Genomic DNA, 18,086 nt, shown 5'->3' on the forward strand with positions numbered 1-18,086 from the left:
CTTAAATATCTGGATCGTTCGGTTGTTCCAAGTGAATTAGAAATTTTTGCTAATGATCATGGAAGCCTTTTGAAAGGAGATTTGATCTCTATTTATCTTCCTGCAGGTGACCTTTCCCCCAATATTAACACCATGACAAGGATGAGATTTCCAATTAATCTAGTATTTAGGAGATTTCAATATGAAGAAAAAACGATATACCGAAGAGCAAATCATCGGCGCAATTAAGCAACACGAGTCGGGCGTTAAGGTTGATGATATCTGTCGGCAGTTAAATATTTCAAATGGCACGTTCTATAATTGGCGAAGTAAATTCGCTGGCATGGAAGTCTCTGAAGCGAAGCGTCTCAGAGAACTTGAAAGTGAGAATAACAAGCTGAAGAAGCTGCTGGCTGAGAAGTTACTCGAAAACGAAGCGATGAAGGATGTGCTCTCAAAAAAGTGGTGACGCCTGCGAGCCGTAAACAAATCGTCGTACACTTGAAAGAGCAATATCGATTGAGTGAACGACGAGCTTGTGAGTTAGCAGGCGCAAGTCGAACTGGGTTTAGATACATGGCGAAGCCAAGTAACGATGACGTTTTGCGTCATCGCTTAAAAGAGCTAGCCACGAAACATGCTAGTTATGGTTATTTATTTTTACACAGTCTTCTTCGAACAGAAGGCTTGGTTAAGAATAAGAAGCGAACATATCGAGTGTATACAGCTGAAGGCCTACAGGTACGAACCAAGAAGAGGAAAAAGCTCAAACGAGCTCGGACTCCTATGGTTGTGCCGAGTAAACCCAATATGCGTTGGTCGATGGATTTCGTGAGCGATCAATTGGCAAACGGAAGGCGATTCAGAACATTGAATGTTATTGATGATTGTTCACGTGAAATGGTTGGTCAGTTAACAGCGATATCGATTAGCGGGAAACAAGTCTCTCGATTCTTAGATCAACTGATTGAATTACGAGCTAAACCGATTCAAATTGTTTGTGACAACGGCACTGAATTTACCAGCAAGGCGATGTTTTTCTGGCAACAGACAAGCGGAGTCAGACTTGGATTTATTCAACCTGGGAAGCCAACACAGAATGCGTTCGTTGAAAGCCTTAATGGTAAATTTAGGAACGAATGCTTGAATCAGCATTGGTTCAAAACCATTGAGCATGCGGAACAGGAAATAACGAAATGGCGAGTGCACTACAACAATGTTCGACCACATAGTTCATTGCAATATATGACTCCAGTAGCGTTCGCTAAAAAAGCAGCATAGAATGAATCATCTCATCCAAGAAATGGTACTAAGTTTGGGGAAAGGTCAGTCGTACTCTCTGTATGGGCATATTTAAGTTGATATTATTGGTACAGATCGAGTTTTTCCGTCACTGACTTTAAAAATTCCAGCGCCTCGTCGAGGTTCATATTATCTTGCGAGTAAATGGCCGCTAGCTCATTTAATTTTAAATTGGTTGAGTCCATTTGTAGCAAGGCCAATTGGTTTTGTTCGTATTTTTGACGAAGTAAGCTTTGTTGTTCATCGATAAAACGAGTGCTTTCATCGCGCACATGTGAACTCATACCAAGGGCATCAGGCGCATTGTTCAGCCTGTTCATTTCTATTTGAGACTCTAAAACTTGAATGATCGTAATAGACCTAGAAACATTGATCAGAAACTTTTCGACAAGCGACTTGAAGGCATTGGCGTAGCGAGAATAGGTTAATTCAGTTCGATTAAAACATTGGCTAATCAAGTCTTCAAATTGTTGATACTTTTTAATTAGTAAAATTAGTTGGTACGATAGTCCCTGTTCCTCCAATTCGGATAATTTTTGATACAGGCCTGATACCGATAGGTAAAAATTATCTATGTAGTATTGCTCGTATTGCGCAATTACCATTGAGTCATCTTGGCTCCCCGTCATCTGGGCACTAAAGCCCAACTGATTCGATATTGCTTGGCACACGTCTGAACGTCGTTCGACCCATTCAGTATGAGGAAGCAGAAACGACTTTAAACCTGCTCTTCTCAGTCGTTGGAATTGATTTAAGGATAGCGCACCGTGTAAGTCACCTTCAAAACCAACCAAGTCGATAGCCATGAATTCGTGGTCATGACACGCAACAATATCTATTGCTATACCCGCTAAAAGGTAGTTTTTGTATACCTTCACATTTTGCGTTTCTAACCAAAGGCAAACCTGGTCTTGAAATTGATCTCGGATGGGCAGTTGCTTGCTTTTAATTTCATCGCCCTGGCTTACATGTCGAAGATAATGATGCAGCTTACTGCTTGCTTTTACTTCTTCTATGGCGCATGACAAAAAGAGGGTTTGGGTGCTTTTAGCGCGTGTAACGGCGACGTTGAACACATCATCTCGGTTCAGATAAGTGTAAACAGACGCCTTTGAAGCACCATCAACCGCGCATGAAATCAACATATGCTCGCGCTCTTCACCTTGAAATGAAAATGGTGTGCCACAGCGAATATTGTGTTTTCGTAGTTCGTGCAGCGTGAATTCTTCGAACACTTTCTGTTCGAGATAGTCTGCTTGCGCCGTGAAAAAAGACAGTACACCCAAATCATGCGCGAGGGTTTCACAGAGTTCATTTTGTTCGTCGACGATAGCACGCAGCGTTTTGATTATTTCTTCAGCTTCTCGTTTATTGATTTTGTTTGCGCTTCTTTCTCCTTCGCAGTGGACTATTTTTACTATCTGGCGTGACCTCACAGGCCGCTGGGTCATGACCTTTAGATTGCCATCATAGAAATGCTGATTACTGAAATCGATGATTTCGGGCTCACTTCTGTAGTGTTCATCTAGCGTGTTTAATTGGTGCGCGCTGCCGATTGCATCAAGCGCGTAGTGAATTAAACTTTTAGTTCGATAGTCGTGGCTGAGCGCACTTGATTCGAGTTTGTAGTGTTCAAATAGTTTGCGTTGTTCCTCGAAAGAAACGAAAGACATGTGACCAATTTGTTTGGTGTCTCCAACGACGACTGCCCTTTTTGCTCGTTGCAACGCTGGTAAACAGCTTGCCATATTGCATTGAGTTGCCTCATCAAAAATAACCAGATCAAACAATTCGTGCTGAAGCGGCAACAAGCGATGCAAATTTCTGAGCGAACCAAACCAAAGTGGCAATGCGTCTAAGACCAGCGAGTAGTCTACTTTTTTACTGTAGTTCTTTTGCGTGTACTCTGTTTTGGCGGAGAGCATGGCAATCAAGTTGGTCAAGGTGCTTCGCAAACTGGTCGATTCGAGAACCGCATTTGCGATACTCTCGTAGCCGGTTTTCACCAATTCCTTAGTAATGGCGTGAGAAAGCTCTGTTTTGGCCTCCACTTTTTGATAGATCTCGTTAAACAAAGGCTCTTGTTCGCCTTCATCTAATTTGGGCCTGAAGCGTTGATTAATTGTCCAAAACAGTTTGAGTAAAACAGAATAAAAACTCCGGGTCCGTTCTTGTTCTATGCCTAGGTGTTTATTACATTCCTCTTGAAACCACAGTCGTGTTTTGTGCTGATCATTCAGAACTTTTGATAGTCGATTGTGTAATGCCTTTATTTGAGCGTCATCATAGCTTGAGCTTGATTGCAGCAAGTCTTTCAGCTGGTCGATCAATTCTCTCGAATTGCCTTTGTCGCTGCCCAGCACCGTGAGTCGTTGATCAACACCAAAGTCAGCTAATAATTTCTGCCGAACCACATCGGCTGCGTGTTGGTTTTGAGAGACCACTAACACTGATTCGCCGCGCAAAAAAGCATCAAGAGCAATGCTTGCGATTGTGTAGCTTTTACCAGTTCCAGGAGGGCCCATCAATACGCTTAGTCGATTTTGATTGCTCGATTGTATGGCCTTCTTTTGCCTGTCATTTAAGACCACTGGCAGCGGTAGGTCGGAGTAAATGAAACGGTTGCCCGTATCTGAGCGTTTTACTGAGGGCTTTCTGCTGTCACTGGGTTCTTGTTCAATGTCATCAAAAGGTTCGTGAACAATGGCGCGAAGCGGTGAGGAGTGTTGTGATGATTGACTTAAGAGTTGCAGCTCATGTTGGGCACCTTGGGCGCTTTCTTGCTTATTAACGACGCACAACCAAGATTCTCTAGCAAAAAATATTTCATTTTCTGTGATTTCTGCCAGCGCGTTCTTCGCTGACGTCTTATTCAGTGAGCCGTTTTTGCCAGAGCCAGTTTTATCTCTGTTTTCTTTCCGATAAAACGACTTGTTGTGGTTCTTTATCAGTACGTCGAACAGCTCTTGTGTTCCGTTTACGTAGTTTTCGGGGATTTCAACAACACTGCTCGCCCATTGGTCTAGCTTCTCCATGGTCTTAGGGCTGTACAATTCCAGCAATTCCTTCGCAGAGGGATTAATCTGTGCCGACTCGATGTCGAGAACCGCTTTACCTTCGATCACACTGCAGCGGTAGTAAATTAGTGGGCAGCAGGTTTTGCGTAATCGTTTTTTACCGCGGACGGATCGAGTTTCGTGATAGGTGATGATGAAATCAGAACAGAGCAGCAACTCTTTCTCGCGACTGTATCGGTCTAGTGTTTTTTCAAGTTTTGCAAGATACAGTGGTTCAAGATCAATGGGGCTTAAGGGCGGTCGATGACTGCTGTCGACAAAAGCTTGGAATTGCACTTGCGATGAAAAAATATTCCACAGCGATTTCGCTTGCGTGTCAGCAGCTAGGCACTCTCGGAAAAAATGTATTTTGTTACTGATTTGATCGGACACCGCGTGAAAACACCTTTGGAGAAGCAGAAATGAATAAAGTACTAGGTCGCAGACGAGGGTCTAGTACAGCCACAAAAAAGCTTCATTATGAGAGGCCTTTTCATAATGAAGCTTTCAACTAGAATGGTTAACGCTAATTGAGATAGACTTCCAAACATCAATATATATAAATATCAGCCATTTAAAGAGTAGAAAAACCGTACATCACTCAGTAAAATTAATAGCGTTATTTTTTATTCTTCGAAAGTTAGTATATAGACAACGTTCGGAATTCTCTAACTTATCTAATCGACCTTTGAAATCAATGGCTTTTGGCGAAGTTGGCCCGATTTGGGTTTTGGGAAATGAAGATTTTCATGATAGCGTTACACGTAACAGTTTAAGGAGAAAGTTATGAATAAGAACAGTCTGAAGAACGTTGGCTTGGCGATGCTGACGTCGGTATTAGGCGTTTATTGCTATCTGCTATTTGTCGCGAATTCCTCGTTGGGTGTAGCGAAATCTGCGTTTCTTTTGATTCTTGGTGTGCTCGCTACCTTGTTAATCATTAAGGGATTCATTTTTGAAACAGCTAACACTGAGACCGATTCGGAGTAACGTGTTTAGTGGCGTCAATCACGAGGACGCTGCACAGCTTATGCGTATTTTTTTCAGTCAAACAATTTCAATAGTGTCGCTTGGAGGTAGAGGCTTATGAAGTTAACAAATCCGTCTCCACCCAAGGATCAAGAATTTGACGCCTTGAAAAATGGTTTGAATGGTTTTAACGAGTCGTTTACCGGCAACGTTTACTCGGAAACTGTATCGTCTTTCGTGAAAAGCGATTCCGGGTTGATTGTTGGAGGCATTCTCGGGGAAATTAATTGGAATTGGATGCACGTCCGTGGGCTTTGGGTGGACGACAGTATTCGTAAAAACGGTTGGGGCGCAAAACTGTTAGAGTGCCTGGAAAAGTACGCTGTATCAAAAGGGGTTCCGAATATACGTTTGGAAACAACCACCTTTCAAGCCTTGGATTTCTACCTTAAGTCGGGCTATTCGGTGTTTGGAGAGCTGCCTAACATGCCGCAAGGCCATACCAGTTATTTTTTAAAAAAACAGATTGGCGTTTAATATCAACTACCTTGTTTGCTTTTTGAGCGTGGTTAAACCAGCTGTTCGCCGTCAGCCCTTTTCTGGTATGGAAGGATTAATGTAGCATGTCTGTATTCTTTTCTGGTTTCTCGTTGAGCCTTTCTTTGATTTTAGCCATCGGGTCGCAAAATGCGTTCGTTTTGAAGCAAGGAATTAGAAAACAACACGTTTTTGCAGTTTGCGCGGTGTGTGCAATCTCGGACGCGCTATTAATCGCATTGGGCGTTGCTGGCTTCGGTGCGATGGTAACTCAGTTCCAGGAATTAGAGCGGTTTGCTCGATACGGCGGGGCGATATTTTTGAGTATATATTCTCTATTGAGCTTTAAATCGGCGTTTACCGTTAGCCACGCATTAGACTCAACGGTTAAGTCCAATAGGTCAGTGTGTAACGCAATTGCCATGTGTTTGGCGTTCACATGGTTGAACCCTCATGTCTATCTCGACACAGTAATATTGTTGGGTTCAATTTCCACTCAATATCAGCCCAATGAGTTGATGTTTGCTGTTGGAGCCATGACGGCGTCGTTCGTATTTTTCTTTTCGCTAGGTTACGGTTCACGGTTTCTGGCCCCGTTTTTTGAGAGCCCCAAAGCATGGAAGGTGTTGGAGTTTTTTGTGGGCATCGTCATGGCGTCAATTGCAATATCGTTGGTTTTTTGATGCTGTACGGCGAGAGTGCATTGTGTCAGGGGCCATGTAAATCGATATGACTCAAGCACTGACAATAGTGATGATGAGGCACGGTAAGCCACTGTTGGACCTTGAAGCGGGCGATGGAGTGCGTATGACGGCTGCTCAGGTTGGGCAGGTAGTGTCTGAATATGAAAAGACGGAATTGGACGCTTTGAGTGTGCCCCCTAAAGCTTCAATGGACGCTGCAAATGGTTGCTCCTGGTCGATATGCAGTGATTTGCCAAGAGCGGTAAGCTCCATTGAGGCTCTTGGCTTGAGGAACATAAGCACGATCGATCCGCTTTACCGAGAGTCCGCTATGCCGTTCATCAAGAGTCGTTTTCCAAGGATGACCTTCTTCAGTTGGGCCGTTCTTTTTAGGATCGCTTGGCTGGTTGGTTTTTCTAGACATGGTGAGTCAATTCGTGAGGCTAAAATTCGAGCTAAAAGAGCCGCTGATAAGCTCGAAAGCCTATCAGAGGCGCACGGTTCTGTGCTAAATCTTGGTCACGGAATAATGAATAGACTTATTATTAAAGAGCTCAAATTGCGCGGTTGGCAGGTTCGAGTGCGTACTGGTGAAAAATACTGGTCATATACGGTGTTAGAAAACTGAATTAAAACGGACAACAGGCCAGCGTGATTCCGAGGAATTATTTAATTACGCGTACCATTGCCAATTGGTGCGAGGCACACTGTAACGAGAGTGGTGAAACTGGGATGTCTTGCTGACGCTCAATTCAACATGATCTAAATTAACAACATAACCGCTCTTTTGCGATTAGGAAAATAGAGAAATGGTTTTATGACGTCACCTGAACTAATAATTATCGGAATTAACCTTGCTTTCATAATTCCAGCGTATTTTTACTTTTACCCAAAATACGCTGGCTCGAATGGAAATAAGATTGCTGGGTATGATTTGCTTATTAATATTGTCGTTCTATGCATTGCCTTCTTTATTTTCGGCGGGCAAGGGATAATGTTTAGTATTATTTTCACAAGCATAAATTGGTTTTGGTTTACATTAATCGCCTATGCGGCGCTTGAAATCCCGTTGATGCTTTGGTATTTCAAGAAAAACGACGTTTGGGCTTCCTTTGCAGAATAAGGATGCTTGAGTTTGTGCCCCCATATGCCAGCTTAGATCTGGCTTTGCTAAAACGAGAAAGTTGATGGAAGGGAAATTGGACGTGTCGGTAAGTCACAAAGTGGATCTCTATTCGGCGAAGGCGAAGGCCAAGTTTTTTGAGCTGCGATCGTTGGTGTATGCGGTTGCGAGGGATAATGATCTAGGTACGATTGTCGAAACGGTAAAGTGGGGACAACCGTCCTACCTGAGTAAACACGGAAGTACTGTTCGCATAGACTGGCTGAGTGAAGACCCAGAAAACCTCGGTGTATTTTTTAATTGCAATACTAGTTTAGTTGAAACGTTCAAAGAGGTTTTTGGAAACCAGTTAGTTTATAGCGGTAACAGAGTCGTGGTCGTTGCAATAGACAAGCCCGTTCCGCCGGAGTTGTCAGCGTGTTTTTTCATGGCACTGAATTACCACAAATTAAAACGACAACCCTTGTTGGGCGCATGACTCAATCATGAAAGAGCATGACCGGTGACTGTTTTTCGCGATATCATTTTCTGGCAACTTGATGCACGATCGATGGTGCCTTTATGATGAGGGCGTCGTCTATTTTTATCGTGTTCATGCTGGGAGTTGTGCTGGTGATTTACGGTGCGATTGTTGATCCCTTTAGTATACCGTTTCAAGATTATGAGCAATTGCCAGAGCAGGTACGACTAGAGTATGAATTGCGTTCGAGCGAGGCAAAAATATTTCAAGCTTTTGGAGCGATTGTCTGTGCGCTGTCACTGACGGTGTTGCTGTTCAAAAAGTTCAAAAGCGAGGACTGAGCAGACTTGTTCTTGGCTGCTATTCAGAAAAGTGGAATTGGTATTATGAAAGTATGTGGCTCATGTAATTGCGGCAATGTGGCGTTCGAAGTTTTTACTGACTTGTCTGATGTCTATGTTTGTCACTGTTCGCTTTGTCGTAAATCCACCGGCGGTTCAGGTATTGCGGTGTCGGTGATCAGTAGTGATCATTTTAAATGGCTTAAAGGGGAACGGTTTGTCAGTCACTGGAGAAAGCCGAATCACGATTGGGAGACGAGTTTTTGCTCCGTTTGCGGCTCTCCATTGCCCGGAAAAAATGACGATGAGCATGTATATTTACCGGTCAGCTTACTGGATTCTGGCGATACTGAATTAACCGTTAAGCATCATCTTTTTGTTGCCTCAAAGGCACCTTGGGAAGAAATTGGGGATGACGGAGTGCAACATGACGCAGGGTATGGCACGTCGAACGTTTAAACACTCACTGCAAGTTGTCAGGGCCTTGTGAGTCAAACATCAGGGAAAGAATATGTTTAAGTCAATCAATCACGTGGCGATTATTTGTTCTGATTATGATCGCTCTAAGCATTTTTATACCACTGTATTGGGGCTGGAGATCATCGCGGAAAACTATCGTAAAGAGAGAAAGTCTTATAAGCTCGATTTAAAGTTGCCTGAGGGCGGGCAGATTGAGTTGTTTTCCTTTTCTGATGCTCCGCCTCGCCCTAGTTACCCAGAAGCGTTAGGGTTACGGCATTTGGCGTTTAATGTTGAGCGGGTTGAGCACGTCATAGAGTATCTAAATTCTAATGGTATTCAGACTGAGCCAATTCGAGTGGACGAATACACTGGCAGAAAGTTTACGTTTTTCTCTGACCCTGACGGATTGCCGTTAGAGTTGTACGAAATCTAGTGATTTTCAATTAATCTAGAGCGCTTAGACGAGGGCGGTAAAGAATGAAAGGTATTACGTTAGGCGGAGTTATTTTTTTAGTATTGCTTGGACCCGTGTTTGGTGTCGTGCATGCTAGTGAATTGTCGCAAAATGCATTTAGCACTTCTGGCTTTGAATTTAAAGTGGATGGCCAGCGGCTCGACGGAATACTCGATACGCCCGCAGATCAAAAAGCAACGGCGACAATCATCCTTGTTCACGGTTATGGCAAAACTAACGTGGTCGAGCAAAACTGGTTTTACGATTTACGGTCTCAGTTTGCCAGCATTGGCATAAACACCGTGGTATGGGATAAGCCTGGCTGTGGGCGCAGCGAGGGAGTGTTTGATGCAAATCAGCCCGTACAGAGCAGTGCGAAGGAAGTTGTATTGGCCGTTGAAGCATTGCAAGCGAGTGGGCTAGCGGGCACAGAGAAAATTGGCCTTTGGGGAATCAGCCGCGCAGGTTGGATAGCTCCGTTGGCCATGGCAGCAGACCCTTCGATTGCATTTTGGATATCAGTGAGCGGAACGGATGATAAGGAAAATTTTCGCTACTTGCTTGAATCCAATTTACCACTAGAGGGGCGAAGCAAAGAGCAAACTCTCCGTTTGGTTAATGAGTGGCAAGCTAGATTTAATATCGCTTGGCAGGGCGGAACATTCGAAGAGAGTAAAAAGGCGGGTACTAATTTAGACGAGGACCCATTCATGAAGTATTTGCTTGGCGATTCCGGTCGGCCTGATGATGAGGTCGCTAAACGAACATTTGAAGACTACCAACAAAAATTCAGATCCAAAGAGTTGCTTGTTGATGAAGAAGCTGAGCTTATGGTTTACGTTCCTGAGTTCAAAAAACTGCTTAGTAATATTGATCGACCGGTGTTGGCTATTTTTGGAGAGAAAGATACGATTGTGGACTGGCGAAAGACTCAAACCTTGTATCAAGAAACAATTGGAGTGAACCCTAAGGCTTCATTAGCTGTAAAGACGTTTGTCGATGCCAATCATAATCTTCAACAAAGTAAGACAGGGGCTTTACGAGAATTTGAAAATGTGACAGATGGTGTACCCATTGTTCAAGGGTATTATGAGGCTATGCGCGGCTGGCTTATTGAGTTAGGTTTCGGTAAAGAGCTGTAACACTCATTTGAAAAGTCATCGTTTCAACAACTAGAAGATATAACGAGTAGATCATGAAGCTAGAATCAATTGCATTACATCAAGGGTACACATCGGAGGAAACCACTAAAGCTGCTGCGGTCCCAATTTATCAGACAACCTCATTTACCTTCGATGACACTCAACATGGAGCGGATCTGTTTGATCTGAAAGTGCCGGGGAACATTTACACTCGTATTATGAATCCGACCAACGATGTCTTAGAGCAGCGTATTGCCGCGATGGAAGGCGGTATTGGTGCGCTCTGTGTGGCTTCAGGCATGGCTGCGATTACCTATGCTATTCAATGTATTTGTGGTGTGGGTGATAATATCGTTAGTACGAGCCAGCTATACGGTGGTACGTATAACTTCTTTGCTCACTCGCTGCCGCGGCAAGGGGTAGAAGCAAGGATGTTGTCACATGATGACTTTGAAGGGTTTAGAAATGCAATCGATGAAAACACCAAGGCGGTGTTTTGTGAGTCGATAGGCAACCCGGCGGGTAATGTTGTAGACATTGCAAAGCTTGCAGAAATAGCTCACGGCAAAGGTGTGCCGCTCATTGTCGACAATACCGTTGCAACGCCTTATTTGTGTCGTCCTTTTGAATTGGGTGCTGATATCGTGATTCACTCGTTGACTAAATACATAGGCGGACATGGCACCTCGATTGGAGGCGTTATCGTCGACTCAGGAAAATTTGATTGGGTGGCAAACAAAGCCCGATTTCCTGTTTTAAATGAACCAGACCCGTCGTATCACGATGTCATCTATACCGAGGCACTGGGTGATGCTGCCTATATTGGACGTTGTAGAGTAGTACCACTTCGAAACACGGGTGCAGCGTTGTCGCCGATGAACGCGTTTCAGATTCTTCAAGGTCTGGAAACGCTGGGTTTGCGTATGGAACGCCATTGTGAAAATGCCGAGAAGCTAGCCGTCTATTTGCAGCAGCATGACAAAGTGGCATGGGTGAATTACGCGGCGCTGCCTGACAGCCCGCATTACCAAAACTGTAAAGCCATTACTAACGGTAAGGCTTCTGGAATATTGAGCTTTGGAATTAAGGGGGGAATTGAACCCTGCTCACGGTTTATAGATTCCCTTGAAATGATATTGCGGTTGGTCAATATTGGCGATGCGAAATCATTAGCTTGTCATCCTGCATCCACTACCCACCGTCAGTTAAACAATCAAGAATTGGAGGCGGCGGGCGTGAGTGCAGACCTAATACGAATTTCCGTTGGAATTGAGCACATAGATGACATCATTGCGGATGTCTCGCAGGCGTTAGAACAGGCGTAAAACTGATCCGATATAACAGCGTATATCCGCGCCTGGATTAACCTAAAGATAAACCAGTAGGAACCGAAAATGATATTTTACGATTGCTTGACTGCACCCAGTCCGCGCCGAGCGCGAATACTGTTGCATGAGAAACAAGTGCCCCATGATGTGGTCAACATAGACCTGAGAAAGGGTGAACAACTTTCTGATGAGTACAAAGCGATAAGTCCTTCGTGTACGGTACCAGCCTTGAAGCTTGATGACGGGACGGTGTTAACTGAAAACGCCGGAATTGCCGCCTATTTAGAAAGTGCATTCCCAACCCCTCCGATGTTAGGAGTGACAGACAGTGAAAAAGGGCTTATTGCTAATTGGAATGCTCGAATCGAGTTTGAGGGCTTGTATGCCATTGCCGAAGCATTACGAAACTCATCGCCCATGATGAAAGGGCGAGCAATGACAGGGGCTAATAATTATGATCAGATCCCAGAGCTTGCTAAGCGCGGATTGCAACGGGTGAACGTATTTTTTGATGCTCTTAATGAGCGGCTCGAAGGTAGGGACTTTGTTGCAATTGATCAGTTTTCTAACGCGGATGTCACCGCAGTTGTGGCGGTCGACTTCGCTCATATTATTAAGATCGACCCTCAGCCACACCATGAAAACGTCATTCGTTGGCGCAAGAATTTAGCCAGTAGACCCAGTCTGTCGGTTTAATAAGAGAGGATACTATGATCGATTTATATACGGCGCCCACTCCAAATGGGCATAAGGTGTCTTGTACTTTAGAAGCGTTAGAAATGGACTATGAAGTTCATTTTGTGAACATCAGCGAAGGCGAGCAACATCGTCCTGAATTCCTAGAAAAGAGCCCGAATGGCAGAATTCCTGCCATTGTTGATCGCGATTTTCTTGATTCCAATGGTGAACCTCTGGCGATTTTCGAATCCGGCGCAATTATGATTCACTTGGCCGAAAAAGCGGGGCAACTCCTGCCTAGTGATGTCACTGGGCGAGCGAAGGTAATCCAGTGGTTGATGTTCCAAATGGGGGGTATTGGACCAATGATGGGGCAGGCGAATGTGTTTTTTCGCTATTTTCCAGAAAAGATACCGGCTGTCATAGACCGTTATCAAAATGAAACGCGGCGTTTGTTTACGGTGTTAGACACACACTTAGAAAAACACGAGTGGTTAGCTGACGATTATTCTATTGCCGATATTGCCAATTGGTGCTGGGTAAGAACCTATAAATGGTCGGGGGCCTCTGTTGATGGCTTAGAGCACTTAGATCGATGGATGATGGCGATGCGTGATCAACCTGGAATGCAAAAAGGAATCGTGGTTCCATTTGATCTTGCTAAGCAACTTAAAGACAAAGAAGAACAGAAAAAATTTACAGACAGAGCTGGTACATTATTGCAAAAGTGAACGCTCGTTTCGAATCGCTTGTCGTAGAGCTGTGAGTGAGATTGTGGTAGATATGAAGAGTGCCTTAAGCACCATAATGTTGGCCGTTGTGAGTATTTTATGTGTCTCAGGCTGTGCGCCGACGAAGAAGCATTTTCCGAATTTTCCGGAGACGGTGGTTAACAACCCGCGTGTGAATGTTATCTTGGATGCGATTGTCTTTTCAGATATTCAAGGATCGGACTTGGGATTTAATGAAGCTAAAAACGATGAAATTGTTTCAGACGTTAAAAGTGAACTTCAGAGAATTCTGAGGATTAGGGGCTTCGAGCCGGTGTTTTTAACGACCATGAATGGTTTGTTCTTTGAGCCCGACCCTAAAGTTAACTATGTGATGTCCGATGATTGGGAGTCCCTAAATAAGCCGTTCATTAACGCGCTGGATAGGAAACATGATTCACCATGGTATACAAAAGATATTAAGTTGTTTTTCGATGATGTGATATCCAGAAACCTCATTACTAAGAGGCAGCCTATTGACGCCGTTAGCCGGGATTTGCCATCAATACCTCTAGTATTAAAGGGCTTTGATAAGGCTCTTGTCCTTTATGTGCGAGTTAAAGAAATATCACAAACTCTCGGTAAAAAAGTTGGAGTGGGGCTACTGAGTGGAGGAATAAGTTCTGCCCTGACAGGGGGGGCTTTAGCGTATATAGCTTCTGGGCCAGCTACGGAAGTACATGTAGTAGCAATGGAATTGAAAAAGCGACGTGTCGTTTGGTTTAACCATTTAAGGCAGGCAGAGTATCGGACGGTAAAACAGGTCACTGCGGCTGCATTTATGGCATACCCTGATGTGGATGGCTTGTATTGGAGCCGAAGTGAGCGTCGAAAAAAAATTGAACGCGAAAATAAAAGGCAGTCAAGTTAGGTATTTATTGCTGGGCACAAACAATAAAGTAACGACTCAAAGCGTTTAAAACGTCGAGTGAATAACAAACGTTACCACACCGAAGATTTCGAACTCATCGTTGTCGCTGATTTCGATGTTGTCATAGTCCTGATTTCTGGGTTCCAAAATGAGTTCGGGAGATGTTTTAAGTACCTTTACCGTGAAGTCACCATTTAACGCGGCTACCACAATGTTGCCGTCGATGGCGCGTAATGATCTATCCACCACTAAAATGTCCTGATTATGAATGCCGGCCTCTTTCATCGAGTCGCCGGAAGCTCTGACATAGTAAGTTGCCGTTGGGTGTTGTACGCAAAGTTCGTTTAAATCCAATGTCTCTTCCTTAAAATCTAATGCTGGTGATGGAAACCCAGCAGGTACGTAACTGCCAAATAAAGGAGCACTAAACGCCTGCAACTCATCCGCCTTGATCGGTTGAACCCGGTCAAAGGTGGAGAAATTCATTTGACGTTGAGGTGACTGCATGTTGGTTGTAATAGTTTAGCAACTTGAATTATGTACAAATATACCACAAAGCCGAATTAAATTAATAGACTTGTAAATTAGGAAGTATGAGCGGGCACAGAGTTGTCGATCTCAGAAGGCTTGACGCGTAATATTTTGATGTTCAAAAACGCGAATAGTAGCGCGACGACTGGGTTGATGAGGTTAAAAAAGCAATAGGGAAGATAAGCAATTGTTGAGACGGCTAGCGTGCCAGCCATAAATACACCACAGGCATTCCATGGAATCAGGGGGGATAGTAGGGTGCCGGCATCTTCGAGTGTTCTGGATAAATTGAGCGTGTCTAGATTGCGGCGCTCAAATTCATGTTTCCACATTTGGCCAGGTAATACGATGGACATATATTGATCACCAGTGAGCACATTAACCCCAAAACACGTTGCCATTGTTGTGGCTATTAGCGAACCGGTGGATTTTACAAACCCCAGCATTTTGCTCAGTAAGATTTCAATAAAGCCAACCCTCTCTAAAACACCAGCCATCATCATCGATGCAATTACCAACCAAACCATTGGCATCATGCCGCTCATTCCTCCGCGAGAAAGTAAGTTGTTGACGCTGTCGTTGCTTGTATCCACTTGGTAGCCGCCGTAAAGGAGTTGCCAAAAGGCCTTGGCAATTTGCGATGCGTGTGAAGAGCTGTCGTGGATGGCAAACGTACGCAGAGCTTCGTTTTGGAATATGAGGGTAAAGACGCAGGCAATAATAGTTACGCCCATAATGGCTAAAAAGGCAGGAACTTTTTTAACCGCCAAAAATAAGAGCAAAGCAACGGGTAGTAAATTGGTCCAGCTGATGGAAAAGTGCCCATCGATAGCGAGCAAAAATGCGGTGATTCCTTCCTCGCTGTTTATCTTGTTTGTGGCGTTTAGGCCAATGATAAAAAAAAGAGCCAGGGTTAGAACAAAACTCGGGAAGGAGACCCAGGCCATATGTCGGATATGAGAAAACAGCTCGCTACCAGCAATCGAAGGGGCTAAGTTTGTGGTTTCCGAAAGTGGTGACATCTTATCTCCGAAGTAAGCACCCGACACGACGGCACCTGCCGTTACTTCTGGGGACAAGGAAAACCCAATTGATACCCCTAAAAGAGCGACACCAACGGTTGCTGCCGTTGTCCACGAGCTGCCGATACATATCGCGACCAATGCACATATGACACAAGCCAGCGCATAAAAATAGCGCGGAGACAAAATATGTAATCCGTAATACAGAAGCGTTGGAACCGCACCAGAAAGCATCAGGCTGCCGATTAACGCGCCAACGGCTAGAAATATTAGTATTGGACCGGCGGTTTTGGATAATGCATTAATAATGCTTTGTTCAATCTGACGCCATGAAATTCCATTTTTCATGCCAATTAAGGCCGACAAGAACCCTATCATCATCATGGCGACTTGCGTTGCACCTGATAGTGAGTCGCTGCCAAACAGAAAAATGACGCCACCCATAAGTAGTAGCAATATGAATCCGATAAGTAAGGCGTCAAACCGGCCTAAGGGCTGAAGAGTGCTTTGTTTTGTCGATGCGGTGAGCATAGCTCAAGACTACCCTATTCGTATCTTAGAGGGTACCGCAATCAATAATTGGCGCCGAAGGTTTCGACAGTGTGACCTTAGTCGAGGCTTTATTGTACGCACCTTATCTGACTGGTTGGTGGCGGCGACTCGAGCCGTAAATTGAATAACACGTCGAAGACCTGCATTAGCTGTCTCGTATGATTTCGTTAGCACAATTGTGGCCTGGTGCGCCAGTAACACCGCCACCCGGGTGTGTCCCTGCACCACACATGTAAAGGCCTTTGATCGGAGAGCGATAGTTGCCGTGACCCAACATAGGGCGCGTGCTGAACATTTGATCTAGGCTCATATTGCCGTGCATTATGTCGCCTTTGGTTAAGCCAAATTTGCGCTCAAGGTCGAGTGGACTGAGTACTTGTTGGCCTAGAATGGACGCTTTAAATCCAGGCGCGTATTTTTCAACTTGTTCTATGATGGTGCTTGCCGCTTTTTCACGATGTTGGTCCCAATCGAGGTCGGGATCAAACTGTTGGCAGAATAGACTGGCCACGTGCTGACCTGGAGGGGCTAAGGTGTCGTCTAGGGTCGAGGGAATCAGCATTTCGACTATGGGTTCGTTAGACCATCCGTGCCGTAATGAATCATAATAGGCTTGATCGATGTACCTTTCTGTCGCGCCGATTATGATGCCCCCCGTCAGGTGGTCTGACGACGCTCTTTCCTGTTGAGCTAAGCAAGTAAATTGAGGTAGCTCACTTAGCGCGAGATTCATGCGGAAAGTTCCTGAACCGTTTTTGTAATGTTTGATGCGGCGTGCAAAGTCGATAGGCAGTTTGTCAGCGGCTATGAGTTGATTAAACAAAAGGCTGGGATTTAGATTGGATGCCACAACATTCGCGAGAATGTTTTCGCCGCTCTCAAGCTTTACTCCATAGGCGCTGCCGTTTTTGATCAGCACCTCGCTGACTGAGCATTCAGTTTGAATAGTAACGCCCTTTTTAGCAGCCGATTTGGCCATTGCTTGAGTGATCGATCCCATGCCACCCATCGCGTGCCCCCACACCCCTTTTTCGCCGTTCACCTCTCCAAAAGCATGGTGCATTAGAACATAGGCCGACCCCGGCGTTTTGGTGTTGGCGTAATTCCCAACAATTCCATCAAACGCAAAAGCGCCTTTCACGAATTCATTTTCAAAATACAGATCCAGAAAATCACTGACACTTTTGGTAAAGATATCCAGGACTATGCGTTCATCTTCTATGGATAGTTTTCTAAGACGGTTGCCAAACTTCGCTGTCTTTATAAGGTCTTTGAGTCCGCCCCCTGCGTTGGGTGGGGTTTCCAGCAGATGGTCGCGTATCAGGTTTGCAACCATGTCAATATCACGAAAGTACCGGTCTAGCGACGCCGAGTCGGAAACTGAAAATTCGGCTATTTCAGTCTTCAGGGCTTCGGTGCCAACGACGAATGCCAGAAAGTTATCGTTGTCGTGTGGCCAAAAATTATTTACTTTCCTGTGCACTATTTTCAGGCCATTAGCGTGCAGCTCTAAGTCTTTTATGATTTTTGGGTTAAGTAAGCTGACGGTGTACGATGCCACTGAATTTTTAAAGCCTGGGTGAAACTCTTCGGTGACCGCGGCTCCTCCAACAACTTTTCGCCGCTCTAAGACCGTTACCTTTTTACCGGCCATGGCCAAGTAGTTCGCGCAGACAAGGCCGTTGTGGCCTCCTCCAATAATGATTACGTCGGTCATGATGCTTTTAATTACCCTATTAAGCTTTGACTGTAGAGTATTAGACTGTGTGGCTACCCTGTCAATATGAATGGTGTGAAGCGATTTTGAACGTTGAGATTAGTGGTGT

Annotated in this window: 20 protein-coding genes; 16 read left to right on the plus strand and 4 right to left on the minus strand. The window is 44.6% G+C overall.

The annotated features are described in order from the left end of the window. Both ABWW54_RS07475 and ABWW54_RS07480 read left to right on the plus strand, forming a co-directional pair. On the plus strand, window positions 1–228 hold a 228-nt coding region (locus ABWW54_RS07475; RefSeq protein ID WP_353411614.1), incomplete at its 5' end, for a hypothetical protein. Next, window positions 182–1,260 (plus strand): IS3 family transposase gene (locus tag ABWW54_RS07480; RefSeq protein ID WP_353411615.1). Its coding sequence is split into 2 segments (ribosomal slippage): window positions 182–434 and window positions 434–1,260, totalling 1,080 coding nucleotides; the frame shifts between segments, so codons are not numbered across the junction. The genes ABWW54_RS07475 and ABWW54_RS07480, both read left to right, overlap by 47 nt. 83 nt (window positions 1,261–1,343) lie before the next feature. Here ABWW54_RS07480 and ABWW54_RS07485 read toward each other — a convergent pair. Then, a complete protein-coding gene (locus tag ABWW54_RS07485; protein WP_353411616.1) occupies window positions 1,344–4,730 on the minus strand; it encodes a DEAD/DEAH box helicase in 3,387 nt (1,128 codons plus the stop codon). Between the two features lie 393 nt (window positions 4,731–5,123). Here ABWW54_RS07485 and ABWW54_RS07490 point away from each other — a divergent pair, with 393 nt between their 5' ends. From ABWW54_RS07490 to ABWW54_RS07555, 14 genes are all read left to right on the plus strand, one after another. Next, complete coding sequence (locus ABWW54_RS07490; RefSeq protein ID WP_353411617.1) at window positions 5,124–5,327, plus strand: hypothetical protein; 204 nt, start codon at window positions 5,124–5,126, stop codon at window positions 5,325–5,327. 96 nt (window positions 5,328–5,423) lie between these two features. Continuing rightward, window positions 5,424–5,843 carry a GNAT family N-acetyltransferase gene (locus ABWW54_RS07495; RefSeq protein ID WP_353411618.1) on the plus strand — a complete coding sequence of 140 codons (420 nt, stop codon included), beginning with the start codon at window positions 5,424–5,426 and terminating at the stop codon, window positions 5,841–5,843. 86 nt (window positions 5,844–5,929) lie between these two features. Continuing rightward, on the plus strand, window positions 5,930–6,526 hold the full coding sequence (locus ABWW54_RS07500; RefSeq protein WP_353411619.1) for a LysE/ArgO family amino acid transporter: 597 nt from the start codon (window positions 5,930–5,932) through the stop codon (window positions 6,524–6,526). Between the two features lie 46 nt (window positions 6,527–6,572). Continuing rightward, window positions 6,573–7,154, plus strand: coding sequence for a histidine phosphatase family protein (locus ABWW54_RS07505; RefSeq protein WP_353411620.1), 582 nt, complete (start codon window positions 6,573–6,575; stop codon window positions 7,152–7,154). 189 nt (window positions 7,155–7,343) lie between these two features. Beyond that, window positions 7,344–7,649, plus strand: a complete 306-nt coding sequence (locus ABWW54_RS07510; protein ID WP_353411621.1) for a hypothetical protein — start codon at window positions 7,344–7,346, stop codon at window positions 7,647–7,649. Window positions 7,650–7,713: 64 nt separating this feature from the next. Continuing rightward, complete coding sequence (locus ABWW54_RS07515) at window positions 7,714–8,127, plus strand: DUF1801 domain-containing protein (RefSeq protein WP_353411622.1); 414 nt, start codon at window positions 7,714–7,716, stop codon at window positions 8,125–8,127. Between the two features lie 83 nt (window positions 8,128–8,210). Beyond that, window positions 8,211–8,450 (plus strand): hypothetical protein, encoded by a 240-nt coding sequence (locus ABWW54_RS07520; protein WP_353411623.1) that lies wholly within the window; start codon window positions 8,211–8,213, stop codon window positions 8,448–8,450. 45 nt (window positions 8,451–8,495) lie between these two features. Next, on the plus strand, window positions 8,496–8,909 hold the full coding sequence (locus ABWW54_RS07525; RefSeq protein ID WP_353411624.1) for a GFA family protein: 414 nt from the start codon (window positions 8,496–8,498) through the stop codon (window positions 8,907–8,909). A gap of 52 nt (window positions 8,910–8,961) precedes the next feature. Continuing rightward, on the plus strand, window positions 8,962–9,345 hold the full coding sequence (gloA2, locus tag ABWW54_RS07530) for an SMU1112c/YaeR family gloxylase I-like metalloprotein (RefSeq protein ID WP_353411625.1): 384 nt from the start codon (window positions 8,962–8,964) through the stop codon (window positions 9,343–9,345). Between the two features lie 44 nt (window positions 9,346–9,389). Beyond that, window positions 9,390–10,508, plus strand: coding sequence for an alpha/beta hydrolase family protein (locus ABWW54_RS07535; protein ID WP_353411626.1), 1,119 nt, complete (start codon window positions 9,390–9,392; stop codon window positions 10,506–10,508). Between the two features lie 53 nt (window positions 10,509–10,561). Beyond that, complete coding sequence (locus tag ABWW54_RS07540) at window positions 10,562–11,833, plus strand: O-acetylhomoserine aminocarboxypropyltransferase/cysteine synthase family protein (protein ID WP_353411627.1); 1,272 nt, start codon at window positions 10,562–10,564, stop codon at window positions 11,831–11,833. 69 nt (window positions 11,834–11,902) lie between these two features. Further along, entirely contained in the window at window positions 11,903–12,532 is a 630-nt protein-coding gene (locus ABWW54_RS07545) for a glutathione S-transferase family protein (RefSeq protein ID WP_353411628.1), read from the plus strand. Between the two features lie 14 nt (window positions 12,533–12,546). Continuing rightward, complete coding sequence (locus ABWW54_RS07550) at window positions 12,547–13,245, plus strand: glutathione S-transferase family protein (protein WP_353411629.1); 699 nt, start codon at window positions 12,547–12,549, stop codon at window positions 13,243–13,245. A gap of 52 nt (window positions 13,246–13,297) precedes the next feature. Further along, the gene (locus ABWW54_RS07555) at window positions 13,298–14,155 is read left to right on the plus strand and encodes a hypothetical protein (protein ID WP_353411631.1); all 858 of its coding nucleotides are present in this window, start codon (window positions 13,298–13,300) and stop codon (window positions 14,153–14,155) included. Window positions 14,156–14,200: 45 nt separating this feature from the next. Here ABWW54_RS07555 and umuD read toward each other — a convergent pair whose 3' ends face one another. From umuD to ABWW54_RS07570, 3 genes are all read right to left on the minus strand, one after another. Beyond that, the gene (gene umuD, locus ABWW54_RS07560) at window positions 14,201–14,641 is read right to left on the minus strand and encodes a translesion error-prone DNA polymerase V autoproteolytic subunit (RefSeq protein WP_353411632.1); all 441 of its coding nucleotides are present in this window, start codon (window positions 14,639–14,641) and stop codon (window positions 14,201–14,203) included. 98 nt (window positions 14,642–14,739) lie between these two features. Further along, window positions 14,740–16,239 carry a Na+/H+ antiporter NhaC gene (nhaC, locus tag ABWW54_RS07565; protein WP_353411633.1) on the minus strand — a complete coding sequence of 500 codons (1,500 nt, stop codon included), beginning with the start codon at window positions 16,237–16,239 and terminating at the stop codon, window positions 14,740–14,742. A 166-nt stretch (window positions 16,240–16,405) separates the two neighbouring features. Then, window positions 16,406–18,049: a phytoene desaturase family protein gene (locus ABWW54_RS07570; protein ID WP_353412073.1), complete on the minus strand. Its 1,644-nt coding sequence runs from the start codon at window positions 18,047–18,049 to the stop codon at window positions 16,406–16,408. Window positions 18,050–18,086: the final 37 nt, after the last annotated feature.

The sequence above is a fragment of the Arenicella sp. 4NH20-0111 genome, assembly GCF_040366405.1.
Classification (GTDB): Bacteria; Pseudomonadota; Gammaproteobacteria; order Arenicellales; family Arenicellaceae; genus Arenicella.